Below are 26,799 nucleotides of genomic sequence, written 5' to 3' on the forward strand. Positions count from 1 at the left end.
CGACCGTTGTTGGTGTCACTCACTCCAGGAAAGTTCGGTTTATGACGGAAAAAGTCGAAAACCGAATGATGACGATCAGTTAAGCCGTAACACGAGCCGGACATGGTGACCTTCATTACGCAAAACCGGCCGCCGATCTTTTTCCGTTTGCCAGCACCGGGCTCAGCTGATATCTGTACGCATAACCAGTATCTGCTCGCCATGGCGCTTTCTATTCGTGACAGTCAATCCGCTCGAAGATCCGTTCTATTACCTGAACAACTTCCAACAAGTGCTCGCCTGGCTTGAACAGCGCTATGCCGATGTGCTGAGCGCGGAGGAGCAGCAATTCATCGTTGATTTTGGCCAGTTGCCGCGCGCCTCTCAGGCACTGCTGGTCAGGATGGTCATGCGCAAGGGCGAGCATTTTCGCCTCGGCAAGTTGCATTACGCCGAAATAGGCGAGATCGCCAGCGCGGCAGAACCCTTGCTGACCCTTGGCTGGGTTGACGAACAGGCGCCACTGTCGATTGAGCAACTGTTCGAGGTGCTGCTTAAACCGGAAATCCTTCAGTGCTTCAGCACGGCCATCGAACAACCCAAAGCGAAAAAGTCCGAGTGGCTGGCCGCACTGAGCGAGCAGTTCACCGAGGCGCAGTCCTTCAAGAACTGGTGCCCGACGCTGGATGACCGGTTGTTGAGCCTGACCACCATGGATCTGTGCGATCGGCTGCGGCTGATGTTTTTCGGCAACCTGTATCAGGACTGGTCGGAGTTTGTCCTGGCGGATCTTGGGATCTTTACCTACGAGAAAGTCGAGTTTTGCGCCGAATCCCGAGGCTTGCGCAGTCGTGACGACGTCGAGGCGTTTCTCTATCTGCACGATTGTCAGCTGCGTTTTGAAGCCGGGGAGGCGCTGGAACAAGTCGTCGAACAGATCCAGGCACTGCAAACTGCCAACCCCTGGCTTGAGCGGCGACGCGCCAAGCTGCTGTTTCAGATCGGGCAACACTGCGAGCGCATTGCCGATTTCCCGGCAGCGCTGACGATCTACCGCGAATGTGCGTACCCCGGCGCCAGGTTGCGCTTGATCCGGGTGCTGGAACGTTGTGCCGAGTTTCAATTGGCCCTGGAGTTGGCGACCCACGCCGAACACGCGCCGGAGAGCGCCGCCGAGCAACAACAGCTGTCGCGGGTTCTGCCCCGGTTGCGGCGTAAACTCGGCGGCCCGCCGGCGCCTCGGGTCAAGACGCGCGAGGTTGAGCGCCTGGACTTGAGTCTGTCGCGAATCGACCCGGCACTGTCCGTTGAGTTCTACGTCCAGGCTCATCTCGATGAACCCACGGCGCCAGTGCATTACGTCGAAAACAGCCTGATCAACTCGTTGTTCGGGCTGCTCTGCTGGCCGGCGATTTTCGCACCGTTGCCTGGCGCATTTTTTCACCCGTTCCAGCGTGGGCCGGTGGACCTGCTCAGCGAGGATTTTCATTCCCGGCGTGCCGATCTGTTCCAGGCGTGCCTGGCAGAGCTGGACGATGGGCGTTATGCCGAGACCATCCGCCAGCGCTTTCGCGCCAAGTCGGGGGTGCAGTCACCCTTCGTGTTTTGGGGCGTGCTGACCGAGGAGCTGCTTGAGCAGGCGCTGGACTGTCTGCCGGCCGAACACCTCAAGCACTGGTTCAATCGCCTGTTGCTGGACATCAAGGCCAATCGTGCCGGGATGCCGGACCTGATCCAGTTCTGGCCGCAGCACAAGACCTACCGGATGATCGAAGTCAAAGGCCCGGGCGATCGCCTGCAAGACAACCAACTGCGCTGGCTGGAGTTCTGCCACCAGCACCAGATGCCTATCGCCGTCTGTTATGTGCAATGGGCGGAGCACGAGGCGTGAGCTATAGCGTTGCGGTGCGTGCGCTGTGTGAGTTCACCGCCAAGGTCGGTGATCTCGACCTGCGCTTCACCCCGTCGCCGACTGCCCTGGAAGGCATCGTCGGTCACCGTACCGTCGCCTCGCGGCGAAGTGAGACCTATCAAAACGAAGTGGCCCTCGAAGGCGAATATCGGCAGTTGACAGTCAGGGGCAGGGCGGACGGTTATGACCCCGACCAGAACCGCCTTGAGGAAATCAAAACCTACCGTGGCGAACTGGAGCGGATGCCGGTCAACCACCGCCAGTTGCATTGGGCCCAGGCGAAAATCTATGGCTGGCTGATGTGTCAGAAACTGCAGTTGGCCGAGATCAAGCTGGCGCTGGTGTACTTCGATATCGTCAGCGAAAAGGAAACCAGCCTGGTCGAAACCTGGAGCGCGCTTGAGCTGGAGCATTTCTTCACGCTGCAGTGCGGGCTGTTTCTGCAGTGGGCCGAGCAGGAAATGGCCCATCGCGAAGCGCGCAATCAGGCCGCGCAGGTACTGGGCTTTGCGTACCCGGACTTCCGCCCGGGGCAACGTCACCTCGCCGAATCGGTGTTCAAGGCAGTCAGCACCGGTCGCTGCCTGATGGCCCAGGCTCCGACCGGCATCGGCAAGACGGTCGGCACGCTGTTCCCGATGCTCAAGGCGTTCGCGCCGCAGCAACTGGACAAGGTGTTCTTCCTCACCGCCAAGACTCCTGGACGCAAATTGGCGCTGGATGCGGCACAGGTGATCGTCGACAACAGCGACGGTTTACCGTTGCGAGTGCTTGAGATGATTGCGCGCGACAAAGCCTGCGAGCACCTGGACAAAGCCTGTCACGGCGAATCCTGTCCGTTGGCGAAAGGTTTTTACGATCGCCTGCCGGCGGCCCGTGAGGCGGCGAGCCGGGTGACCTTGCTCGACCAGGCGGCCCTGCGCGAGATCGCCCTGGAACATCAGGTATGTCCGTATTACCTGAGCCAGGAAATGGCCCGTTGGGCTGACGTGGTGGTTGCCGACTACAACTACTATTTCGACTTCAGTGCGTTGCTGTTCGGTTTGGCCCAGGCCAACCAGTGGAAAGTCGCGGTGCTGGTGGATGAGGCCCACAACCTGGTGGAGCGCGGTCGGCAGATGTACAGCGCCAGCCTCGATCAATTCGCCTTGAATACGCTGCGCAAAAGCGCTCCCGAGGTGCTGAAGAAGAGCTTGCAGCGGGTCAACCGTGAATGGAACGCGCTGCACAAAACACAGATCAGCCCTTATCAGGCTTACGCCAAGGCCCCGGAAAAACTGTTGCAAGCGCTGTCGCTCTGCACGACGGCCATTGGCGATTACCTCAACGATCACCCGCAAGGGCTGGATGCTGCGGTGCAGAGCTTCTATTTCGATGCGCTGCAATTCAGCCGGGTCGCCGAACTGTTCGATGAGCATTTCCTGTTCGACATCAGCAAGCGCGACCTCGGCAACACGCGCAGCCTTTCGCAGCTGTGCCTGCGCAATGTGGTGCCAGCCGGTTTCATCCGCCCGCGCCTGACGGCGGCGCGCAGCACGGTGATGTTTTCCGCGACCTTGAGCCCGCAACGCTATTACGCCGACCTGCTCGGGTTGCCGGCTACCACGGTGTGGATCGACGTTGAGTCGCCGTTCAACGCCGAGCAACTCAAGGTGCAGATTGTCAGCCGGATCTCCACCCGATTCGTGCACCGGCAGGCCTCGCTTGCGCCGATTGTCGAGTTGATGGCCCGACAGTTCATTGAGCGTCCCGGCAATTACCTGGCGTTTTTCAGCAGCTTTGATTATCTGCAACAGGTGGCGCAGCTGTTTGCCGAGACTTGGCCGCAGATCAACCTGTGGTCACAGTCACGCGGCATGGACGAAGCCCGGCGTCAGGCCTTTCTGGAGCAGTTCACACCCACCAGCCAGGGCATCGGTTTTGCGGTGTTGGGCGGGGCGTTCGGCGAAGGTATCGACTTGCCGGGCTCACGCTTGATCGGTGCGTTCATCGCGACGCTGGGGCTGGCGCAACTGAACCCGGTCAACGAGCAGCTGAAGCAGCGCATGGCGGCGATCTTCGATGCAGGTTATGACTACACCTACCTGTTTCCCGGTGTGCAAAAGGTGGTGCAAGCCGCCGGACGGGTGATTCGTACCCAGCAGGATCAAGGCGTGGTGATGCTGATCGATGACCGCTTTGGCGAAAGCAAGGTTCAGCAGTTGCTGCCGCGCTGGTGGTCGGTCAGCGGGCGCGCGTGAGACGCGCCGCCGTCAATGCATGCCGACTGTCCGGTCGGCCCGGCGCGAGGTCTGAACACTGCGTGCCTGGTGCACCATGCTGACCAGCTCCGCGGCAAAACGGTGGCAGTCGCCCGGCCAACGTGCGGTCAACAGGTTGCCGTCATGCACGATAAACCCGCATTGCGGGTTTTCTGTCGAATCACGTTGCGAGAATCTTGGCCCCGGCAAGAAGTCATGGACGCTCGCCAATGCCGCGGTGACTTCGGCCTGCACCGTTTGCGAATAGGTGCGGTAGTAGCGGCCAAGCCACGGCGCGGTGATCCACCACGCTGGCAGCTCCATGGTGTTGGCCAGCAACGCGGTCACCTTGCGCCCGTGCAGCACTGAAAGAACGTTGTCGGCATCCAGCGTGCGGGCCAGCAGCAAGACACCGTGGCAGACCGCCGCAACCGGTTTCTGTGCATCAAAGAAGTGCCGGACAATCCGCCGGGCGTCTTCGGATTCGAGCAAACTGCGCATGCCCTTGGCGTGACCGCCCGGGATCACCAGCCCCTCGTACTGCTCGGGGTCTACTTCGGCGTAGGCCATGGGTGATTTGAAACCTTCGTCGGCGGTCATGGCCGCGTAACACTGAAGATCTTCCTTGCGGGTCATCAGTAGCGAGTTCAGTGGCCCGAAACCGATGTCCACCAGTCGCGCATCGGCGTAGGCCGGCAAGCCTTTTGGTGTCGCAAAGCACACCTCGATTCCGGCGTCATGCAACGCCTGCCAAGGCACGCTGCTTTCGGTGGGGTCGTAGTCAGCCTGAGGTAACAGGAAAAGCAACATGCTCAAAGCCTCGAGTCGTCAGCGCTGGGGATCGTCTATTGCTCTGAGTCTGGACGCAGGGACTGGACTTCGCCAGCCGTTACCTGCCGATTTGATGCAGTCAGCGGCTCAAGCCTCAGTGAACCGAAACTTGAACAGCGTGCACGGGTAGCCGTCGACGGGAAGCTGATGAAGAGTGAACTGACCCTGGGTCAGCTCGGGGATGATTTTTGACCAGAACGCCTGCGCCGGCTGATTGGCGTCGATATGAAAAATCTGCCACTGACCGGGAAGCTGCTGGAGCAGGGCAGACACCACAAACCTGCCGGCGCCGCGACCTCGATAGCGGCGGCTGACGAAGAGATAACCGATGTTGTACTGCACGTCGTCGAAACGAACTGCATCGTCAACCGTCACGAACCCGGCGATATCTCCGTCAACCTTGATCAGGAACGCTTGCGTCGCAGGCTTTCGCCAGTAGTCGAGCATGGGCTGAAGGGGGAAGAATCCATGGGCGCCAATCTTCAGCGGCAGCCACTCGCTGAAGTCGTACAGATAGAACTGCATCAGGTTTTCGATGCAGTCCAGTTCATCCCGTTGTGCGCGGTGCAGTTCGATCGCGGCCATTGCCCGAAGCTCCAGACGATTCGATGACGATGGCGATTAACCTAGCACCTCACGCAAACGATGCCACAACATGCCCAGTGCCAGCAGCGGTGTACGCAATGCACGGCCACCCGGAAAGGTCATGTGCGGCACTGCGCTGAAGACGTCCAGGCCGTGGCTGTGTCCGGCATGAATCGCTTCGGCCAGCAATCGCGCGGTCCAGTGTGTGACGTTGAGGCCATGACCGGAATAGCCTTGGGCATAAAACACGTTCGGGTACTGCGACAACCGCCCGACCTGGGGGAAACGATTGGCGGTGATGCCAATCCTGCCGCCCCATTGATAGTCGATGCGCACATCGGTCAGCTGCGGGAACACCTTGAGCATTTTCGGGCGCATGTAGGCGGCGATGTCCGTTGGATCGCGCCCGGAATAATGGCAGGCGCCGCCAAACAGCAAGCGCCGGTCTGCTGATAATCGGTAATAGTCGAGTCCGACTTTCTGGTCGCACAGCGCCAGGTTCTGCGGGATCAATTCGGCGGCAGCCTGCGCTGACAATGGCTCGGTCGCGATGATGTAACTGCCCGCCGGCAGCACCTTGCCGCTGAGCCGTGGTTCCAGATCCTCCAGGTGCGCGTTGCAGCCCAGCACCAGACTTCCGGCGCGCACCGTGCCGCCTGCGCAGCGAACCTGCACGGTACTGCCATGGATGATCTCCAGCACCGGGCTTTGCTCGAAAATCCGCACCCCCAGCGACTCGGCGACCCGAGCCTCGCCGAGCACCAGGTTGAGCGGGTGCAGATGACCGGAGCCCATGTCCACCAGTCCGCCTGCGTACACACCGGAGTTCACCACCTGGCGCATGTCTTCGGGCCTGACGAGGCGGGTTGCATGGGCATAACCTTGGGCGTCCAGGGTTTCTTGCTCCACTTGAAATGCCGCAAATTGCGCGGGTGTATTGGCCAGTTCGCAGAAGCCCCAGCGCAGGTCGCAGTCGATGCCATGCTCGCGGATGCGATTGCCCACCACCTCGACCGATTCGATGCCAGCGCGCTCCAGATAGCGCACGCCTTCCTGGCCGACATAACGGGCAAAACCCGAAACGTCGTGGCCAATGCCGCGGATCAACTGCCCGCCATTGCGGCCGCTGGCGCCCCAGCCGATCCGCCGCCCCTCCAGCAGAATCACCGAGAGTCCGCGTTGGGCCAGCTCAATCGCGGTGTTGACGCCGGTAAAGCCGCCGCCAATCACGCAGACGTCGGCTTGCAGATCCGACGTCAGCGTCGGGTGTTGCACCATCGCATTGGCCGAGGCGTTGTAATAGGAGCGGGCGTGTTCCGCCGACAGGTTTATAGCGATCTGATTCATTTATTGGACTTCACTTTGCTCCAGGAACGGGTCATCACGCGCATGATTTCCGCTGTCGGTGTGGTCGAGATGTACAGCTTGTCCAGCACCGCCTGGGAGGGGTAAACCTCTGGATTGTTCACCAGTTCCACGTCCATGAACTGCTTGGCCGCAGGGTTGGGGTTGGCGTAACCGACGGTGGCGCTGACCTTGGCGATCACTTCCGGCTCGAGCAGGTAGTTGATGAATTCGTGGGCTTGTTTGGCGTTACCGGCGTCGGCGGGCACGGCCAGCAAGTCGAACCACAGGTTGCCGCCTTCCTTGGGAATCGCGTAGGCGATGTTCACGCCGTTCTTCGCTTCCTTGGCGCGGTTTGCCGCCTGGAACACGTCCCCCGAGTAGCCGAAGGCGATGCAGATATCGCCGTTGGCCAGGTCCGACACGTACTTGGAGGAGTGGAAGTAGGTGATGTAGGGGCGGATGGTCAGCAGCTTGGCTTCGGCTTTCTTGTAGTCTTCGACATTCGAGCTGAGTGGGTCCATACCCATGTAGTTGAGCACCGCCGGGAATACTTCGTCGGGCGAATCCATCATCGACACGCCACACTGGCTGAGCTTTTTCAGGTTTTCCGGTTCAAACAGCACGGCCCAGGAGTCGATGTGATCGACACCCAGCACTTTTTTGACCTTGTCGACGTTGTAGCCGATGCCGTTGGTGCCCCACAGGTACGGTACCGAATGCGCGTTACCCGGGTCGTTCTTCTCCAGCAGTGCCAGCAATTTAGGGTCGAGGTTTTTCCAGTTCGGCAGCTGCGAGCGGTCCAGTTTGAGGAACGCACCGGCTTTGACCTGACGCGCCAGGAAATGGTTGGAAGGCACCACCACGTCATACCCGGTACGCCCGGCGAGCAGTTTGCCTTCCAGGGTTTCATTGGAGTCGAATACGTCGTAGATGACCTTGATACCGGTTTTCGCCTGGAAGTCGGCGAGGGTGGTCGTACCGATATAGTCGGTCCAGTTGTACACACTGACGCTCGGCTGCGCTTGCGCGCCGAGGCTGCAGAACAGCGCGAGCGCTGCAGGAACGACTGATTTCAATAGACGCATTTCGACACCCCTTTGAATGATTGTTTTCGATGTTTGATCGTTCCCACGCAGAGCCTGGGAACGATCATCAGCGCTGCGGGTTAAACACTCAGCAACAGGAACTCGCGCTCCCAGGAACTGATCACCCGTTTGAAGTTTTCGTGCTCGGCGCGCTTGACCGCGACGTAGCCGCGGACGAACTTGGCCCCCAGGTAACGCTCGATGGTCGGGCAGTCTTCCATATGCGCCAGTGCATCCTCGATGGTGATCGGCAGGCGCAGGTTGCGTCGCTCATAGGCGCGGCCCTGCACCGGCGCGCTCGGTTCGATGCGCTCGATCATGCCGAGGTATCCGCACAACAGGCTGGCAGCGATGGCCAGGTACGGGTTGGCATCGGCGCCCGGTAAACGGTTTTCCACGCGCATGGCCTCGGGACCGGAAGTCGGTACGCGCAACCCGACGGTGCGGTTTTCTTCACCCCACTCGACGTTCACCGGTGCCGAGGTGTCCGGCAGGAAGCGGCGGAACGAGTTGACGTTGGGCGCGAACATCGGCAGCAGTTTCGGAATGTACTTTTGCAGACCGCCGATGTGGTGCAGGAACAGCTCGCTCATCTGCCCGTCGCTGTCGGCGAAGATCGGCTTGCCGGTGGCGATGTCGACCACGCTCTGGTGCAGGTGCATGGCGCTGCCTGGTTCGTCGCCGATCGGCTTGGCCATGAAGGTCGCGGTGACGTTATGCTTGAGCGCCGCTTCGCGCAGGGTGCGCTTGAACACAGTGATCTGGTCGGCCAGATCCAGCGCATCGCCGTGACGGAAGTTGATTTCCATCTGCGCCGGGCCGTCTTCGTGGATCAGCGTGTCGAGGTCCAGACCTTGCAGTTCGCACCAGTCGTAGACGTCTTCGAACAGCGGATCGAATTCGTTGGCTGCATCGATGGAGAACGACTGGCGCCCGCTTTCGGCGCGGCCCGAACGGCCCAGCGGTGCCTTGAGCGGCAAGTCCGGATCTTCGCAGCGCTGGGTCAGGTAGAACTCCATTTCCGGCGCCACAATCGGCTGCCAGCCCTTGTCGGCATAGAGCTTGAGGACTTTTTTCAAGACGTTGCGCGGCGACAGTTCGATCGGATTGCCGAGCTTGTCGAAAGTGTCGTGAATCACGATGGCGGTCGGCTCGATGGCCCACGGCACCACGTAAATCGCTGAAGAATCCGGCCGACAAACCATGTCGATATCGGCAGGGTCGAGCAGGTCGTAGTAAATGTCGTCGTCGACAAAGTCCCCGGTTACCGTTTGCAACAGCACACTTTCCGGCAGGCGCATGCCTCGCTCATGCAGGAACTTGTTGGTGGGCGCTATCTTGCCGCGAGCGATACCGGTCAGGTCACTGACCACGCATTCGACTTCGGTAATCTTGTGTTCTTTCAGCCATGAAGACAGCTGATCGAAAGGGGCATTCATAAAGACCTCGTTGTTGGTTTTATCAGCGCCAGAGTCGGTCTCTGCATCTCGTACAAGTGGCGAGAGACTTTCCCTGTAGCGCGTTGACGACTATCTTGGTCGACGCGTTTCGTTCCATCTATCCACTTTAAGCAGAACCAAAACGCACCAAAAAAGTGCGCACAGGTCATTCCATGACAGAGTCAAACCCCTTGCACGTGCAGGCTTTCAACACCGCTGATGTCGCCGAACAGATCCGCGCGACGCCTGGGTGGGTGCAGCACTATCAGCAGATGTCGCCCGGGCATTTCGCAGGCCTGGTGCGTTATCTGGACCTGCAAGGCGTGGAGATTTACGAGGAGTGCATGAACACCCGTGTCGAGCAGAATTTCAGCGCGCCGCCGGGCTCGCTGGCGTTCTGTTTCGATCGCAGTGACAACGCGCTGTATGTGCTGAATGGCGAAAGTCGCAACATCTGGATCACCCCAGAGAACTATCAGGAAGTGGCCGTGGTGTTCGGCCCGGAATTCGTTCAGCGCAATGGATTGAATGTAGAGCGGCTGGAAGGCCTGTTCATGGCGCCGCTCAACTCGCAGCAGAACGCATTGTTCAGCCGCTGGCTGAGCGGCACCCTGACCCGGCTGTCGCACACCATCGATCCGCCAAGCAAGGACGCGCTGACTCAACAGCTGCTGGACGACTGCCTGTTTATTCTCGACAACGCCTGCGTGTGCCTGGACCAGGGCGCGTTGCAGCGCCGGACAGGGGAGCGAGCGATCATGAAACGGATCGGTGAATGGGCGGCGGATACGCCGGAAGAGAACCTCAATTTGCTGGAGCTTTCCCAGGTCGCCGAAGTCTCGCTGCGCCAGCTGCAACACGCATTCAAGACCTACACCGGCATGGCGCCGACGCAATGGCTGCGCCTGCGCCGGCTCAACAGCGCCCGTCGCGAATTGCTCAGCCGCACCGCGACCGACACCACGGTGGCCGAAGTGGCGATGAACTGGTCGTTCTGGCACCTTGGGCGGTTTTCCAGCAGCTACCGGGCGCTGTTCAAGGAATTACCGAGTGACACCTTGAAGCGCGCTTGCGCCACTCAGCCGAATGGGCGCCTGCGCCGTTAAAATGTCGGCGGGGTAATCACCCATATCACCACTGCATCGACGTCGCCGGGGTTGCCGTAACGGTGGGGCTCCTGGCTGGAAAAACTGAAGCTGTCGCCTTCGTTGAGCTGGAAATGACGTTCTGCGACCCACAACTCGAAAGTGCCCGACAGCAGATAACCGGCTTCTTCGCCTTCGTGGCTGTAGCTGTGCTGGCTGTAGGTGCCTGGCGGGAAGCGTGAATGGAGCATTTCCAGCTGACGGTTGGGTTGCGGGGTCAGCAGTTGGTCGACGATGCCGTCTTCGTAATGCACGCTCATGCGGCTGTTCTTGCGCACCACGTAACCGTGGTCTTCGGGCGCGGTGTTGGCTTCGCTGGCGAAGAACCACTGGATGGTCACGCCCAGGCTTCGGGCGATGTTGAACAGCGCGGGGATCGACGGGTAGGCGAGGTTGCGTTCGAGCTGGCTGATGTAGCCTGCCGTCAACTCACTCATGTGCGCCAGCTCCGCCAGAGTCATGCCCCGACGTTTGCGCAGGCCGCGAATCCGCGTGCCGAGAAAATGCGGTTCGGCGCTGCCGGTGGCGGGCTGTGTCGTGCTGTTGTTGCTCATGGTGAATTCCGAACCGGGCTGATGAGCGCAATCGCTGTGGGAGCAAGCTCGCCCCCACAGGTTATACGGACCCGGAGTATAAACAGCCTCAAAGCTCCCAGGCGACTTTCAAGCCCTCATAAATCGCTTCTTCGGCGGTGCGCGGGGCCAGACAGTCGCCGATCCGCCGAAACTCCACCAGACCTTGCAGCTCGAGACCCAAGGTGTCCACCGGCTGATGGCCCTGACACAGCACCAGCGTATCGACGTTTTCGAAGAGCATCGGTTCGCCGCTGGCGGTGTGTTGCAAGTAGACGGTGTTGTCGTCGCAACCGTAAAGCCGCGCATAAGGCGTGATCGGGATGCCCAGCTTATGCAGTTCGCCGGCCAGTTGATCGCGCACGTACAGCGGCAGGTTTTCCCCGCAATGAGTGCCGTTGACCGCCAGTTGCACCTGATGCCCGGCGCGCACCAGGCGTTCGGCAATGCCGGGGCCGATCCAGTCACAGCGCCAGTCGACCACCACCACTGAACGGCCAATCTGCACCTCATCGCGCAGCACCTGCCAGGCGTCCACCACCTGCAACTCACCGCCACGTTCGAACGCCGGCCAGTAGGGCTCGGCGCCGGTGGCGACGATCACCATGTCCGGCCGTTCGCGCGCAACCAACGCCCGGTCGACTCGGGTATTGCGCACCACGCGCACGCCGGCCAGTTCCATCTCGCGCTGGAGGTTGGTGCTGGCACCGCCGAACTCGCTGCGCCGTGGCAACAGTTGCGCCAACAGCACTTGCCCACCGAGTTGCGAACTGGCCTCGTAGAGCGTCACCTCATGCCCGCGTTGTGCAGCCACGGCAGCGGCTTTCATTCCGGCCGGACCACCGCCGGCAATCATGATGCGTTTGCGCTGGGTGGTCGCTTGCCGCTGGCCGAACAGCAACTCGCGACCGGTTTCCGGGTGCTGGATACAGGAAATCGGCAGACCTTTGTGGAAATGCCCGATACATGCCTGATTGCAGGCGATGCAGGCCCGCACATCTTCGGCGCGCCCGGCGTCGGTCTTGTTGGGCATTTGTGGGTCGCAAATCAGCGCACGGGTCATGCCGCACACATCGGCCTGGCCACGCGCCAGAATCAGTTCGGCTTCCTGTGGCTGGTTAATGCGCCCGGTGACAAACAACGGAATACTCAGGCTGGCCTTGAAGGTTCCGGCTTCCTTGGCCAGGTAGGCGGCTTCGATCGCCATCGGCGGCACGATATGCACCGCGCCACCCAACGATGCCGAGGTGCCGGCGACGATGTGCACGTAATCCAGCTGCGCTTGCAGCGATTGGACTGCTTGCAGCGACTCGTCTTCAGTGAGCCCCTCCGGGTCGCGCTCATCGGCGGAAATGCGCAAGCCGATGATGAACTGCTCGTCGGTGTTGGCGCGCACGGCGGCGATCACTTCGCGCAAAAAGCGCAGGCGCTGTTGCAGGTCACCGTTGTAGTCGTCGGTGCGGCGGTTGACCCGTGGGTTGATGAATTGCGCCGGCAGGTAACCATGGCTGGCGACCACTTCGACGCCGTCCAGCCCGGCCTGATACAGGCGCCTGGCAGCGGCACCATAACCGGCGACGATCTCGTCGATCATCGCTTGATCAAGCGCGCGCGGCATCACCCGAAAACGCTCGTTGGGTACTGCCGAAGGCGAATAGGCAACCGCCAGCAATCCATCGCTGGACTCCATGATCTCGCGTCCGGGATGGAAAATCTGCGAGAGCACCACGGTGCCGTGGGCATGGCAGCTTTGCGCGAGTTTCCGATAGCCCTCGATGCAGGCGTCGTCGGTCGCCATCAGCACATGCGAGGTGTAGCGCGCACTGTCATGCACACCGGCCACTTGCAACACGATCAACCCGACACCGCCTTCGGCGCGCGCCTTGTGATAGGCGATCAGTTGTTCATTGACCAGGTTGTCGGTGGGCATCGAGGTGTCATGCCCGCTGGACATGATGCGGTTTTTCAGGCGTTTGCCACGAATCTGCAAGGGTTCGAACAGATGCGCAAAGGCTGGGGTCGAGGTCGGCATGGTACGGGTACTCCAGGCGGGCTGAAGCCGAAAGGCCGGGTTTTCGGCGTTGTTATTATTTCACTATAGAAATTTACCGCAAGTAAAAAATCAACTTGTTTTTTTACTTGTGCTTGCAGTAGCTTGTTTTGGCGCCCACTCCTGGGGCGAACCTCACCACAATAAAAAATGGGTCACGCCGGCATTGCCTGAGTGACACCTGCACGAGGAACCACTGATGAAATCGAACACGCTCAAGCACGGTTTTTATCCCTTGTTGTTGACCTTGGCCATTGGCCTTGGCAACGCTCAGGCAGCACCAGAGATGGTGGTGGTAGGTTACGGCGGAGCCGGACAAAAAGCCCAGGATGTGGCGTTCTTCCAACCCTTCAGCACGGCGGATCGGAGCAAGCTGATCCAGAGCGAATACAACGGCGAAATGGCCCGGATCAAAGTGATGGTCGACACCGGCAACGTCGATTGGGACGTGGTGCAGATCGAAGGCCCGGACCTGATGCGCGGCTGCGACGAAGGCATGTACGAACGCCTGGACTGGAAGAGCCTGGGGCACGCCGAGCAGTTGATCCCCGAGGCCGCGCAGGAATGCGGTTCCGCCGCGCTGGTCTGGAGCGTGGCGATTGCCTACGACACCCAGAAGCTGGCGCAGGCCCCGACCTCATGGGCCGACTTCTGGGATGTGCAGAAATTCCCCGGCAAACGCGGGCTGCGCAAACGTGCGGTGTACAACCTGGAGTTCGCTTTGCTGGCGGACGGGGTGAAAGTCGAGGACGTGTACAAGGTGCTGAGCACCCCGCAAGGCGTCGACCGGGCGTTCGCCAAGCTCACTGAACTCAAGCCGCATATCCAGTGGTGGGAAGCCGGTGCACAACCGGCGCAATGGTTGACCGCCGGTGATGTGGTGATGACCTCGACCTACAGCGGGCGGGTGGCCGCTGCTGCGCAAAGCGGCAGTCACCTCGGGCTGGTCTGGCCGGGCAGCCTGTACGGCATGGACTACTGGGCGATCATCAAGGGTTCCAGACACGTCGATCAGGCCAAGCGTTTTATCGCCTTCGCCAATCAGCCGGATGCCCAGGTCAAGTATGTCGAGCAGATTCCTTATGGCCCGACCAATACCCAGGCCGCCGCCCGACTGGACAGCAAACTGGCGCAATGGGTGCCGACTGCGCCGCAAAACCTCAAGGGTGCACTGTCGATGAACGTGGCGTTCTGGGTCGATCACGGCGAGGAGCTTGAAGAGCGCTTCAACGCCTGGGCCAGCAAGTAATTGCAACGGGGTGACTAACCGAGCCGTGCGGGAAAACCCGGGATCTGACGCTGGAGACTTTTGTCGCTCTTGCTGTACAGTCGTTTAGCTCGCGGTCTTCCCGACCGTGGCCCCAACGATTGATCCAGGAGAATGTCGCGCATGAGTCAGGAAGCCCGTTTTTCCCGCATGGAGCCGGAGTTGCGCAAGGCCAATCTGATCGAGGCGACGCTGGTGTGCCTCAAGCGGCATGGTTTCCAGGGCGCATCGATCCGCAAGATTTCCGCCGAGGCCGGGGTTTCGGTCGGGCTGATCAGCCATCACTATTCGGGCAAGGACGAACTGGTGGCCGAAGCCTACATGTCGATCACCGGACGAGTCATGAGCCTGCTGCGCGAGGCCATGGAACAGGCTGCACCGAATGCCCGCGAGCGTTTGTCGGCGTTCTTCCGCGGCTCGTTTTCCGCCGAGATATTGGACCCGCAACTGCTGGACGCCTGGCTGGCGTTCTGGGGCGCGGTCAAGACCGCAGAGGCAATCAACCAGGCGCACGATCAATCCTATGGCGAGTACCGCGGCATACTGCGCAAGGTACTGATGGAGTTGGCGCAGGAGGAGGGCTGGGAACACTTCGACGCCGATCTTGCGGCCATCAGCCTCAGTGCCTTGCTCGACGGCTTGTGGCTGGAGTCGGGACTCAACCCGGGGACCTTTACCCCGGAGCAGGGCATGCAGATTTGCGAAGCCTGGGTCGACGGTTTACAGGCCGGTGGGCGCCAGCGTTTTTGCTTGCAGACGACTGACTGTTGATCGCCCGTTCAGCAATGGATACTCTCTGGCGCCAGTGCAGGAAAAAACTCTAATAAGAAACACGCCTTCGGGCATACGCAGGACTCCAAGCGATGGCTCCTCGGGTACTGATCGTCGATGACGATCCGCTGATTCGCGAACTGCTGCACGCCTACCTATCCCAGGAAGGTTATGAGGTGCATTGCGCCGCCACGGCGGAACTCGCCGAAACCTTTCTGGCGAGCCAGACGGTCGATCTGGTGATGCTCGATATTCGCTTGCCGGGCAAGGACGGCCTGACCCTGACCCGGGAACTGCGGGTCCGTTCGGAAGTCGGGATCATTCTGATCACCGGACGTAACGATGAAATCGACCGTATCGTCGGCCTTGAATGCGGCGCCGATGACTATGTGATCAAACCCCTTAATCCACGCGAACTGGTGTCCCGGGCAAAAAACCTGGTGCGCCGGGTTCGTCATGCCCAAACGCCGCAACCGGTTGTAGCGATTCCTCGGCCGGTCAAGCAGTTTGCCGCCTGGGCGCTGGACACTGACCGCCGACGGCTGATCGACCGCTCTGGCAGCGAAACCCTGCTGACCCATGGCGAGTACCAGTTGCTCAGCGTATTCCTGCGCAACAGCGGCCACACCTTGAGCCGTGACCAATTGATGGACCAGATCCGCAACCGCGAGTGGGTGCCCAACGATCGTTCCATCGATGTGCTGGTCGGGCGCTTGCGGCGCAAGTTGAACGACGATCCGGCCGAGCCGCAATTGATCATCACCATCCACGGCGCCGGTTACCTGTTCACCGCCAGCGTCGCGGCCTGAGCCATATGTTGCGGCTGTTTTGGCTGATGTTGGCGCTGTTGTCCAACAACGCGATAGCGGCGGAAAAGGTTCGCTACTGCGATTATCCGGTGTACCCGCCAATCTCCTGGAGCGACGGCAAACAGGTCCGCGGCCTGGCCCCCAGCGTGGTGAAAAACCTTTTCGGGCAACTGGGCTACGAGGTCGAGATCGTCGTGCTGGGCAACTGGAAACGCTGCCTGCTGGACGCTGCCGAGGGCCGGGTCGACGTGGTGCTGGCCTACAGCACTGTGCAACGCGAGGAGAGCATGGTTTTTTCGACGGTGCCGGTGTTGCGCGAAGAGGTCGCGCTGTTCACCAATCGTCAGCATCCGGTGAAGTTCGAACGCCTGGAGGACTTGGCCAATTACCGTGGCGGGCTGTTGTTCGGTGAAAGCTACGGCGTGGATTTCGATCGCTTGGTCGCCCAACACCAGAACATCGAATGGGTGTCCGACAGTAGCCAGAACTTCGGCAAACTGATTCGCGGGCGCATCGACTTCATCACGTCGGAACGGCGCACCGGGCAGTTGTACGTCGAAAACCTGCCAGGGGCGCAAGACATCGTGGCCTTGCCTAACGCCTTGAGCGTGGACTATCTGCGGGTTGCGGTGTCACGCCGTTCCCCGCTGGCCAGCCGCATGCCGGACATCGATGCGCAGTTGAAGCGGATGGTCGATGCCGGGGACATCGACCGTTGGCTGAACGAAAGTGAAGTCACCTACCGCGACATGATCAACCTGCCGGCAGATGCGCAATGATCCGCGCACGGCCCGGCGGACTGTTGCGGCGCCTGCTGCTGTTCATTCTGTTGTTCAGCCTGTGTTTCACCGTACTGGCGAGCACCGTGCAACTGTATTTCGAGTACCGCCGCGAGATGCGTGACATCGACTCGCGCATGGAGCTGATTCGCGCCGGTTACCTGGCCAGCCTGGAGCGCAGCCTCTGGGACCTGAACCAGGAACAGTTGAATGTGCAACTGCGCGGCCTGGTGGACTTTTCCGATGTGGCTCGGGTTCATCTGACCAGCCCGGACTTCGATCTGCTGCAAGGCAACCAGGCCCCGATCGGACCGTTGCGCGTCGAGCGCTTTGAACTGGACTATCAACCGCCAGCAGGTCCCGTGCGGCATCTGGGGCAATTGGAAGTCAGCACCGATCTGGGCGCGGTGCATCAGCGGCTGTTCGCCACCGGTTTGACCAGTCTGTTGTGGATGAGCGTATTTCTCTGCGGGTTGGCGGTGGCCCTGTCGGGGTTGTTCTATCGTCTGGTCACGCGGCACCTGCAAGTCATGGCCGGGTTTGCCCGGCGCATCGCGGCGGGTGAGTGGCATGAGCCTTTGCATCTGGACAAGAGCCGCGGCGTCAACGAAGACGAAATCGACACGGTGGCCCATGCGCTGGACGATATGCGCCGGGCGATCCTCAGTGACATTGATCGGCGCGAAACCGATCGCTTGGCGTTGCAGGATAACCGCGATGAACTGCTGAGAATGGTCGAACGCCGCACGGCCAGCCTGATGCGCGCCAAGGACGAAGCCGAAGCGGCCAACCTCGCCAAGTCGCGGTTTCTGGCGACCATGAGCCACGAACTGCGCACACCGCTCAATGGCATCCTCGGCATGGCCGAGTTGCTGCGTGGCGCCAGTCTTGACGAGCGCGACGGTAAACGTCTGGATGCGCTGTACAAGGCCGGCGAAGGGTTGCTGACGATTCTCAACGAAGTGCTGTATTTCGCCCGGCTGGAAGAGGGTGAAACCCACCCGGAACCGGTCGATTTCTCGATCCGGCACTTGCTCGACGAGGTGCTGACGCTGCTGGAACCGCGTGCGCTGAGCAACGACACGACACTGCATTGCCGGATCGATCCGCAGGTCGCCGACCGGCAGCACGGTGCCGAGCAGTTCTTGCGTCAGGTGTTGAGCAACCTGCTGGCCAACGCGATCAAGTTCACCGAAGGCGGGCGGGTCAGCGTCGAAGTCACGTTGCTGGCGCAAGATTCGGGGCAAGCCGGCCAACGGCTGCGGCTGAGCGTGACCGACAACGGCATCGGCATTGCTCCGGCGATGCAGGCAAAGATTTTCGAACGCTTCACTCAGGCCAGCGAAGATGTTGCGCAACGGTTTGGCGGTACCGGCCTGGGCCTGGCCATCAGCAAACACCTGGTGGAGCAACTCGGTGGACAGATCGGTGTTCAGAGCGAGAGGGGGCAGGGTAGCTGTTTCTGGTTCGAGCTGACGTTGCAACCGGCCACCGGCATGATCGATGTAGTGTCGAGCAGCGCAGCGGGTCACGTGCTGAACGTTCTGGTGGTCGAGGACGTGGCGCTGAACCGTGACGTGGTCAGCGGCTTGCTGCAACGCGACGGGCATCAGGTCTGGCTCGCCGAAGAGGCCGAACAGGCGCTGGCGCAATGCGCGAGCCAGACCTTCGATTTGATCCTGCTCGATGTGCACCTGCCGGGTATCAGCGGCGTCGAGTTGTGCAAACTGATTCGCAGCAGCGCCGGGCCGAACCGTCATAGCCGGATTTTTGCCCTGACGGCCAGCGTGCAACCGGCGTTGGTGCGCGGTTATCTGGATGTCGGCATGGACGGCATTCTCGCCAAACCCTTGAAGCTCGAAAACCTGCGGCAGGCGCTGGCCGGGCAGTCGCCAATTCCCGAGCCGCAACCCAATGACGAGGCGATGGATTGGCCGCTGTTACAGACTCACCGGACCTTGCTCGGTGAGCAGAAGGTTCAGGGATTGCTCGCGGTGTTGCGCAATTCGATCACTCAGCATCAAGAGGCGTTAACGGAGGCCATCGAGGCCGACGATTGCACCGAAGTCGCCCACCTGGCGCATCGCTTGGCTGGCAGTAGCGACTCATTGGGCTTTCGCGCACTGGCCAATGTGCTGCGTTTGTTGGAAGAGGCGGCGCTGGTCAACGATGAGCCGGCGTTGCGGGCGTTGGCGCCGCAGGTGCATGAGCAATTGCAGCATTCGCAACAGACGCTGGCCGAGCTGTTGAACGCCTGACATACAAGATCGTTACGACTTTTTACATCTTTGATCTTTACGTTCAACGCGAACTTACACGGGTTTCCAATAATCGACACAACCGCCGTCAGCGCGGTCTTCGAAGCTTATTGGAGATAATAATAATGAACTGCCGTAAAGCTGATCCTTCCCAGCGTCATGACGTCCTGTCATCCGCCGCGCACCTCGCCGACTACTGAGGTGCCGACATGAGCGAATCTATCGAACGTAAAGGCATACACCTGACCCGTGCCCTGAAAAGCCGGCACATATTCATGCTCTCGCTGGGCGGCGTGATCGGCACCGGGCTGTTCATGGGCTCTGGCGTGACCATTAATCAGGGCGGTCCGGTGGGAGCTATTCTGGCCTACCTGATCGCCGGCTTCCTGATGTACCTGGTGATGGTCTGCCTCGGTGAATTGTCGGTACAGATGCCGGTGTCCGGTTCGTTCCAGACCCACGCCACCAAATTCATCGGGCCGGCCACCGGGTTCATGATCGGCTGGGTGTACTGGATGAGCTGGGCGTCCACCGTCGGCCTGGAATTCACCGCGGCCGGGATGTTGATGGTGCGTTGGTTCCCGACAGTGCCGATCTGGTACTGGTCGGCACTGTTCGTGGTCGTCCTGTTCGGGCTGAATGCCTTGGCGACCCGCGCTTTCGGTGAAGCGGAATACTGGTTCTCCGGAATCAAGGTTGCGGCGATTCTCGGTTTCATCGTGGTCGGCGTCCTGGTGATCTTCGGCGCGATCCCGCTGACCAGTGGCGCACCGGCGCCGATGATGAGCAACCTGATCGGCGACTCGTTGTTCCCCAACGGCTTGCCTGCAGTATTCGCGGTGATGATGACCGTGGTCTACGCGTTCCAGGGTTGCGAAATCATGGGCGTGGCTGCCGGCGAAACCGATCAACCGGAAAAAAGCATCCCGCGTGCTGTGCGCAACGTGGTGTTCCGCGTGCTGATTTTCTACGTGCTGGCGATCGTAGTGCTGTCGGCCATCGTGCCATGGCAGCAGGCTGGGTTGATGGAGAGCCCGTTCGTGCAGGTGTTCGACATGGTCGGCATTCCTTACGCCGCCGACTTGATGAACTTTGTGATCCTCACCGCGATTCTGTCGGTCGGTAACTCCGGCCTGTACGCCTCGACCCGGATTCTGTGGGCGATGTCGAAGACCGGCATGGCACCGAAAAGTCTGTCGCCGTTGAGCAAGCGCGGCGTGCCATTGCGGGCGCTGAGTATCACCTTGTGCTTCGCGCTGGTGTCGCTGATGACCAGCTTCATCGCTGCCGACACACTGTTCATGGTGCTGATGGCGGTGAGTGGGATGTCCGGCACCGTGACCTGGATCGTCATTGCACTGGCGCAGTACAAGTTCCGCCGCGCCTATATCCGCGATGGCGGCAAGCTCAGTGACCTGAAATACCGTGCGCCGTGGTTCCCGCTGCTGCCAATCCTGTGCATCGCCTTGTGCTGCTCGCTGTTCGTATTCCTGGCCATGGATGAAACCCAGCGTCCTTCGTTGTATTGGGGCTTTGGGTTCATGGCGCTGTGCTACGGCGCGTATTTCCTGATTCAGCGCAAACGCCAGGCGGTGTTGGCACCGAGCTTGCCGACTGTGTAACGGCACGCGATCAACAAAAAACGCGACAGGCGACTGTCGCGTTTTTTTATGTCCGCAGTGCCGAAGCACGGACCTGCGCACGCTATGGGTTTGTGCACGCCACGGCTTTTGTAGCAGCTGGCGCGGCCTGCGACCGCTGCTACCGGATTGTGGGCGGCATGGGGTCTGTAGCCAGTTGTTCAAAGTTGTAACAGCTCAGCTGTCGCACGGTCATGCATCAGAAAATAACTCAATAAAAACAATAATTTAAAGGATTTCTAAGGCTGTTACAGCCAATTTTCTCGCAGATTGCCGTCTTGCTGAACACTCGTTTAGTATGACCTCAAGTCGCATCACCTCATGCCAAACACAATAATTCGAGGACTCGCATGACTATTCAATCTTCTCTGCTCAGTCAGGTCGAAGCGGGCGTTGCCTGGATCACCCTCAATCGCACCGCTCAGCGCAATGCGCTGGACATTCCAACCCTGAAAAATCTTCATGCCTTACTGGATGACTTCAATGCCGACCCGGCCGTTCGGGTCGTTGTATTGACCGGCAGCGGCCGCAGTTTCTGCGCCGGCGCCGACCTCGCCGAATGGGCTGAAGCCGAAGCGCGTGGCGCGCTGGAAAGTTACGGCTGGACCGAAACCGCCCACGCGCTGATGAGCCGGTTGTACAGCCTGGACAAGCCGACCATCGCAGCGATCAACGGCACCGCCGTCGGCGCCGGGATGGACCTGACGCTGTGCTGTGACCTGCGCATCGCCGGGCAATCGGCGCGGTTCAAGGCCGGCTACACCAGCATGGCGTATTCGCCGGACGCCGGTGCCAGCTGGCATCTGCCACGCCTGATCGGCACCGAACAGGCCAAACGCCTGCTGTTCCTCGACGAATTGTGGGGCGCCGATCGCGCCTTGGCAGCGGGGCTGGTCAGCGAAGTTTGCGCCGACGAACAACTGCTCGGCGCCGCCAGTGAATTGGCCACGCGCCTGGCCAACGGCCCGACCTTTGCGTTTGCCCAGACCAAAAAACTCATGCGCGAAGGCGCCCAGCGCAGCCTGCCGGAACAACTGCACGCCGAACTGGCGGCGGGTTTGCTCTGCGGTCGCAGCGAAGATGGTGCAGAAGCCTTGCGCGCGGCCATGGAAAAACGCCCGCCACAGTTTGTCGGCAAGTAGGCCCTCGCCGCTCATCTATTCAGTGAACGAACAACAGGTAACACCATGAATTTCCAACTGACCCAAGAACAAGAAATGTTGGTGGACGCGGTCCGCAGCTTTGTTGCCAAGGAACTGCTGCCCCACGAGGAAGCGGTCGATCGTGCCGACGAAGTCTCCCCGGAGCTGGCGGCACAGATTCGCGGCAAGGCCATCGCGGCGGGCTTCTATGCCTTCAACATGCCCGAAGAAGTCGGTGGCGGAGGTCTCGATTACCTGTCGCAAGCGCTGATCGAGCGTGAGCTGTCCAAGGTTTCCTGGGCGCTGCATGTATTTGTCGCTCGGCCGTCGAAAATCCTCATGGCCTGCACTGGCCAGCAGATCAACGATTACCTGTTGCCATGCATCCAGGGCGAGAAGATCGACTGCTTCGCGCTGACCGAACCGGGTGCCGGTTCCGATGCCAACGCGATCAAGACCCGCGCGGTGCGTGACGGCGATGACTTCGTGCTGAACGGCAGCAAGCATTTCATCAGCCACGCCGGGCACGCCGATTTCGCCATCGTTTTCGCGGTCACCGACACCTACGAACACAACGGCCGCAAGCGCAACGCCGTGACCTCGTTCCTGGTGGATCGCGATACCCCGGGCATGACCATTCGCCGTGGGCCGAAGTGCGTGAGCAACCGCGGTTACCACACCTTCGAAATGTTCTTCGACGATTGCCGCGTACCCGCCTCAAAGGTGTTGGGCGAAGTCGGCAAGGGTTGGGAAGTCGCCAACGCGTGGCTGACCGCCGGGCGAGTGATGGTCGCGGCCAACTGCGTTGGTCAGGCCCAGCGTGCACTCGACGTGTCATTGCAATGGGCGGCGGATCGCAAGCAGTTCGGCCAGCCGATCGGCACCTATCAGGGTGTGTCGTTCAAGTTGGCCGACATGGCCACGCAGATCCGCGCGGCTGAACTGCTGACCTTGCACACGGCGTGGAAGATGGATCAAGGCACGATGACCGATGGCGAGGCCGGAATGGCCAAGCTGTTCGCCAGTGAAGTGCTCGGTCGGGCGGCCGATGAGGCGGTGCAGATTTTTGGTGGCATGGGCCTGATGGATGAAGGACCGGTGGAACGCATCTGGCGTAACGCGCGGATCGAGCGGATCTGGGAGGGCACTTCGGAAATCCAGCGCCACATCATTTCCCGCGAACTGCTGCGGCCGCTGTTGCGCTGATCGCCCCGGAGAATACCCATGTCCCAGACGATTCGTGACAACCTCAAACGCCTGCTCGCGCCGCGCCATCTGGCGTTTGTCGGTGGCCGCAGCATGGCTCGGGCCCTGAAGCGTTGCGCTGAAGGTGGCTACCCTGGGCAACTGTGGCTGGTCAATCCGCAACATGAAAGCCTTGAAGGCGTGCCGTGTGTGCGCAGCATCGCCGAACTGCCGTGCGGCCCGGACGCGGTGTTCGTCGCGACCAACCGTGAATTGACCCTGACCTGCGTCGCCGAACTGGCCGCCAAAGGTGCGGGCGGGGTGATTTGCTACGCCTCCGGTTTTGCCGAGGCCGGCGCCGAAGGTCAGGCATTGCAACAACAGTTGCTCAAGGTTGCTGGCAACATGGCTTTGCTCGGGCCGAACTGCTATGGCTTGCTGGATTATCTGCACAGTTCGGCGTTGTGGCCGGTGGCCCACGGCGGCAAACCGGTGGAGCAGGGCGTTGCGGTGCTGACCCAGAGCGGCAACTTCGCTTACAACCTGTCGATGAGCGACCGTTCGTTGCCGGTGGCCTACATGGCCTCGGTCGGTAATCAGGCGCAACTGGGTATTGCCGAGTTGATGGACGTGCTGCTCGACGAACCTCGGGTCACCGCCATTGGCTTGCACCTGGAAGGTTTGAAAAACGTTCCAGGTTTCGCTCGGGCGGCGCACAAAGCGCTGGAGAAGGGCATTCCGATCATCGCCTTGAAAACCGGCGTGTCGCAGATCGGCGCCGAACTGGCCCTCAGTCACACCAGCTCGCTGTCGGGCTCCGATGCGCTGTACGACAGCCTGTTTGCACGGCTTGGGGTGATTCGCGTCAGCGGTCCGGTGAGTTTCGTCGAAACCCTCAAGGCTGCAGCGTGCGGCAAGCTGCCGGCGGGCAACAGCCTGATTGCGCTGGCCTGTTCGGGCGGCGATGCCGGGCTGATTGCCGACTACTCCGAACGCAATGAGCTGAGCCTGCCCAAGCTTGATGAGCGTCAAACCGATGAGCTGGCGCAGGTGTTGCCGAGCTACGCCAACCTGGTCAATCCACTGGATTTCACCACCGCAATCTGGGGCGATGGCGATGCCTTGAACCGCATGCTCGACAGTGCCCTGCGTACTGAAGCCGATGCGGCGATGCTGGTGCTGGACTATCCGGCGGAGTTCACCGGCGAGCGCAAAGAGTGCGACTTGCTGCTTGAGCTGTACTGCCAGGCGTTGGTCCGTCACGGCAAGACCGGTTTCGTCACCTCGGCCTTTCCCGAACTGCTACCGGCCAGTGCCCGCGAGCGCTTGCACGCTCAAGGCGTGGCGGCGTTGCAAGGCGTGGAAGATGGGCTGGCGGCGTGGGGCCGAATCGCCGGTTATCAGCGCAATCGCCAGGCGTTGCTGGCCCTTGGTGAATCGGCGCTGGTGCCGCTGTGTCCGCAGGCGCTGGACGGTGAAGGCCAGTTGCTCAATGAGTGGGACTCCAAACAGGCCCTACGTGCATTTGGTCTGCCGACTCCAAACGGCGTGTTAAGCATCCCGGACCAGGCGCTGAATGACGCCAATGCGCTGGGTTACCCGTTGGTGCTGAAGGCGCTCAGCGCGCAATTGCCGCACAAAACCGAAGCCGGCGCCGTGGCGCTCAACCTCAAGGATGGCGCGGCCCTGAGTGCCGCGCTGGAAACCATGCGCTCGAGCATTGCCGATTACGCACCGAATGTGCCGTTCGATCGGGTGCTGCTGGAGCCCATGGCCACACCGCCATTGGCCGAATTGATCGTCGGCATCAAGCGTGAAAACGACTTTGGCCTGGCCTTGGTGATCGGTGCTGGCGGAATTTTGGTGGAGTTGCTCAAGGACAGCCACAGCCTGCTGCTGCCGACCACCGATGGTGCGATTCGCAGAGCGTTGTTGAGCCTGCGCAGTGCCGCGTTGCTGCAAGGCTTTCGCGGTCGTGAAGCGGCAGATCTGGACGCATTGGTGGCGGCGATTCGTGCCGTGGCCGATTACGCCTGCGAGAACGCCGGACAGTTGCTGGAACTCGATGTGAACCCATTGTTGGTCGGTGCCCACGGCACGACGGCGGTCGATGCGTTGATTCGCCTCGGCCACAAGTGAGGATATGAACATGCAAACCACAACTTTGACCGGCGGCCAGGCCCTGGTACGCCTGCTGGCCAACTACGGCGTCGACACCGTATTCGGGATTCCCGGCGTGCACACCCTGGAGCTGTATCGCGGCCTGCCCGGCAGCGGCATCCGCCACGTGTTGACCCGCCACGAGCAAGGCGCCAGTTTCATGGCCGATGGTTATGCGCGGGTCAGCGGCAAACCCGGCGTGTGCTTCATCATCACCGGCCCCGGCGTGACCAACGCCGCGACCGGCATCGGTCAGGCTTATGCCGACTCGATTCCGATGCTGGTGATTTCCAGCGTCAACCACACCGCCAGCCTTGGTAAGGGCTGGGGTTGCCTGCACGAAACCCAGGACCAGCGCGCCATGACCGCGCCGATCACCGCATTCTCGGCGGTGGCGCTGAGCACTGAGGATCTGCCCGAGCTGATCGCCCGCGCTTACGCAGTTTTCGATAGCGAACGGCCGCGCCCGGTGCACATCTCCGTGCCGCTGGATGTGCTGTCAGCACAGGTCACTCGCGATTGGAGTCATGAAGTGGTGCGTCGCCCCGGACGCGGCGTGCCCGCAGCCACTGCGCTGGAGCAAGCCGTGGCCAAGCTGCAGACGGCCAAGCGACCGATGATCATTGCCGGTGGCGGCGCACTGAACGCGGCGCAGGAACTTCAGAGCCTCAGCACCCGGCTGGCGGTGCCGTTTTTCACCAGTGTCGCTGGCAAAGGCTTGTTGCCGCCGGATGCACCGCTCAATGCCGGCTCGACCTTGTGCGTAGAGCCGGGTTGGCAACTGATCGCCGAAGCCGACGTGGTGCTGGCAGTCGGCACCGAAATGGCCGACACCGATTTCTGGCGCGAGCGTCTGCCACTGAAGGCCGAACTGCTGCGCGTAGACATCGACCCGCGCAAGTTCAACGACTTTTATCCATGCGCGGTGGCGTTGCACGGCGATGCGCAACAAACCCTCGCAGCGTTGCTGGAGCGTCTGTCGCCCGCCACGCGCGATGCCAGTGCGCCGATAGCCGCAGTCGCTGCATTGCGCGAAGCCGTGAAGGCCGGCCACGGTCCGTTGCAGTCGATCCATCAGGCGATTCTTGAGCGTATCGCCGCCGAGCTGCCGGACAACGCGTTCATCAGCACCGACATGACCCAACTGGCTTACACCGGCAACTACGCCTTCAACAGCCTGGCGCCGCGCAGTTGGCTGCATCCGACCGGCTACGGCACCTTGGGCTATGGCTTGCCGGCGGGCATCGGTGCCAAGTTCGGTGCGCCGCAACGGCCGGGGCTGGTGCTGGTTGGCGACGGCGGCTTTCTCTACACCGCGCAGGAACTGGCGACCGCTGTCGAGGAACTGGACAGCCCGCTGGTGGTGCTGCTGTGGAACAACGACGCGTTGGGGCAGATTCGCGACGACATGCTCGGGCTGGATATCGAGCCGATTGGCGTGCTGCCGCGCAACCCGGACTTCGCCGCCCTTGGCCGGGCCTTTGGTTGCAGTGTGAGCCAGCCGCAGAGTCTGGCTGAGCTGCAAACCGATTTGCGCCACGGCTTCAAACGCAACGGCGTGACCCTGATCGAACTCAAGCATGCGTGCGCGCGCTGACTTTCA

At 61.0% G+C, this 26,799-nt stretch carries 20 protein-coding genes; 13 read left to right on the forward strand and 7 right to left on the reverse strand.

Annotation, left to right across the window (positions count from 1 at the left end):
• The first annotated feature begins 217 nt into the window (after positions 1 to 217).
• Complete coding sequence (locus tag AO353_RS24750) at positions 218 to 1,870, forward strand: VRR-NUC domain-containing protein (RefSeq protein ID WP_054597323.1); 1,653 nt, start codon at positions 218 to 220, stop codon at positions 1,868 to 1,870.
• Complete coding sequence (locus AO353_RS24755; protein ID WP_054597324.1) at positions 1,867 to 4,131, forward strand: ATP-dependent DNA helicase; 2,265 nt, start codon at positions 1,867 to 1,869, stop codon at positions 4,129 to 4,131. Before AO353_RS24750 ends, AO353_RS24755 begins: the two co-directional genes overlap by 4 nt.
• 12 nt (positions 4,132 to 4,143) lie before the next feature.
• Here AO353_RS24755 and AO353_RS24760 read toward each other — a convergent pair whose 3' ends face one another.
• The 5 genes from AO353_RS24760 to AO353_RS24780 form a co-directional block, all read right to left on the reverse strand.
• Positions 4,144 to 4,941 carry a DJ-1/PfpI family protein gene (locus AO353_RS24760; RefSeq protein ID WP_054597325.1) on the reverse strand — a complete coding sequence of 266 codons (798 nt, stop codon included), beginning with the start codon at positions 4,939 to 4,941 and terminating at the stop codon, positions 4,144 to 4,146.
• A 108-nt stretch (positions 4,942 to 5,049) separates the two neighbouring features.
• Entirely contained in the window at positions 5,050 to 5,547 is a 498-nt protein-coding gene (locus AO353_RS24765; RefSeq protein ID WP_054597326.1) for a GNAT family N-acetyltransferase, read from the reverse strand.
• 36 nt (positions 5,548 to 5,583) lie between these two features.
• Entirely contained in the window at positions 5,584 to 6,894 is a 1,311-nt protein-coding gene (locus AO353_RS24770) for an NAD(P)/FAD-dependent oxidoreductase (protein WP_054597327.1), read from the reverse strand.
• Entirely contained in the window at positions 6,891 to 7,979 is a 1,089-nt protein-coding gene (locus tag AO353_RS24775; RefSeq protein ID WP_054597328.1) for a polyamine ABC transporter substrate-binding protein, read from the reverse strand. Before AO353_RS24775 ends, AO353_RS24770 begins: the two co-directional genes overlap by 4 nt.
• Positions 7,980 to 8,059: 80 nt before the next feature.
• Positions 8,060 to 9,418 carry a glutamine synthetase family protein gene (locus AO353_RS24780; RefSeq protein WP_054597329.1) on the reverse strand — a complete coding sequence of 453 codons (1,359 nt, stop codon included), beginning with the start codon at positions 9,416 to 9,418 and terminating at the stop codon, positions 8,060 to 8,062.
• Between the two features lie 173 nt (positions 9,419 to 9,591).
• On the opposite strand from AO353_RS24780, the gene AO353_RS24785 reads away from it, so the two are divergent.
• A complete protein-coding gene (locus AO353_RS24785) occupies positions 9,592 to 10,524 on the forward strand; it encodes a helix-turn-helix domain-containing protein (RefSeq protein WP_054597330.1) in 933 nt (310 codons plus the stop codon).
• Here the strand turns inward: AO353_RS24785 and AO353_RS24790 are convergent.
• Positions 10,521 to 11,117, reverse strand: coding sequence for a cupin domain-containing protein (locus tag AO353_RS24790; RefSeq protein ID WP_054597331.1), 597 nt, complete (start codon positions 11,115 to 11,117; stop codon positions 10,521 to 10,523). The genes AO353_RS24785 and AO353_RS24790 overlap by 4 nt on opposite strands.
• Before the next feature lie 88 nt (positions 11,118 to 11,205).
• Positions 11,206 to 13,167 carry an FAD-dependent oxidoreductase gene (locus AO353_RS24795; protein WP_054597332.1) on the reverse strand — a complete coding sequence of 654 codons (1,962 nt, stop codon included), beginning with the start codon at positions 13,165 to 13,167 and terminating at the stop codon, positions 11,206 to 11,208.
• Between the two features lie 217 nt (positions 13,168 to 13,384).
• Here AO353_RS24795 and AO353_RS24800 point away from each other — a divergent pair, with 217 nt between their 5' ends.
• The 10 genes from AO353_RS24800 (at position 13,385) to AO353_RS24845 (ending at position 26,793) form a co-directional block, all read left to right on the forward strand.
• Complete coding sequence (locus AO353_RS24800) at positions 13,385 to 14,434, forward strand: ABC transporter substrate-binding protein (protein WP_054597333.1); 1,050 nt, start codon at positions 13,385 to 13,387, stop codon at positions 14,432 to 14,434.
• Positions 14,435 to 14,575: 141 nt separating this feature from the next.
• Complete coding sequence (locus AO353_RS24805) at positions 14,576 to 15,223, forward strand: TetR family transcriptional regulator C-terminal domain-containing protein (RefSeq protein WP_054597334.1); 648 nt, start codon at positions 14,576 to 14,578, stop codon at positions 15,221 to 15,223.
• Positions 15,224 to 15,315: 92 nt separating this feature from the next.
• Positions 15,316 to 16,032 carry a response regulator gene (locus AO353_RS24810; RefSeq protein ID WP_054597335.1) on the forward strand — a complete coding sequence of 239 codons (717 nt, stop codon included), beginning with the start codon at positions 15,316 to 15,318 and terminating at the stop codon, positions 16,030 to 16,032.
• 5 nt (positions 16,033 to 16,037) lie between these two features.
• On the forward strand, positions 16,038 to 16,811 hold the full coding sequence (locus tag AO353_RS24815; RefSeq protein ID WP_054597336.1) for a substrate-binding periplasmic protein: 774 nt from the start codon (positions 16,038 to 16,040) through the stop codon (positions 16,809 to 16,811).
• On the forward strand, positions 16,808 to 19,069 hold the full coding sequence (locus AO353_RS24820) for a hybrid sensor histidine kinase/response regulator (protein WP_054597337.1): 2,262 nt from the start codon (positions 16,808 to 16,810) through the stop codon (positions 19,067 to 19,069). Before AO353_RS24815 ends, AO353_RS24820 begins: the two co-directional genes overlap by 4 nt.
• A gap of 209 nt (positions 19,070 to 19,278) precedes the next feature.
• Positions 19,279 to 20,691 carry an amino acid permease gene (locus AO353_RS24825; protein ID WP_054597338.1) on the forward strand — a complete coding sequence of 471 codons (1,413 nt, stop codon included), beginning with the start codon at positions 19,279 to 19,281 and terminating at the stop codon, positions 20,689 to 20,691.
• Positions 20,692 to 21,059: 368 nt separating this feature from the next.
• Positions 21,060 to 21,851 (forward strand): enoyl-CoA hydratase/isomerase family protein, encoded by a 792-nt coding sequence (locus AO353_RS24830; RefSeq protein WP_054597339.1) that lies wholly within the window; start codon positions 21,060 to 21,062, stop codon positions 21,849 to 21,851.
• Between the two features lie 45 nt (positions 21,852 to 21,896).
• Positions 21,897 to 23,057, forward strand: a complete 1,161-nt coding sequence (locus AO353_RS24835) for an acyl-CoA dehydrogenase family protein (protein WP_054597340.1) — start codon at positions 21,897 to 21,899, stop codon at positions 23,055 to 23,057.
• A gap of 18 nt (positions 23,058 to 23,075) precedes the next feature.
• Positions 23,076 to 25,175, forward strand: a complete 2,100-nt coding sequence (locus AO353_RS24840; RefSeq protein ID WP_054597341.1) for an acetate--CoA ligase family protein — start codon at positions 23,076 to 23,078, stop codon at positions 25,173 to 25,175.
• A gap of 10 nt (positions 25,176 to 25,185) precedes the next feature.
• Positions 25,186 to 26,793: a 5-guanidino-2-oxopentanoate decarboxylase gene (locus AO353_RS24845; protein ID WP_054597342.1), complete on the forward strand. Its 1,608-nt coding sequence runs from the start codon at positions 25,186 to 25,188 to the stop codon at positions 26,791 to 26,793.
• The last annotated feature ends 6 nt before the right edge of the window (positions 26,794 to 26,799 follow it).

This window comes from Pseudomonas fluorescens (assembly GCF_001307155.1).
GTDB classification, from domain to species: domain Bacteria; phylum Pseudomonadota; class Gammaproteobacteria; order Pseudomonadales; family Pseudomonadaceae; genus Aquipseudomonas; species Aquipseudomonas helvetica.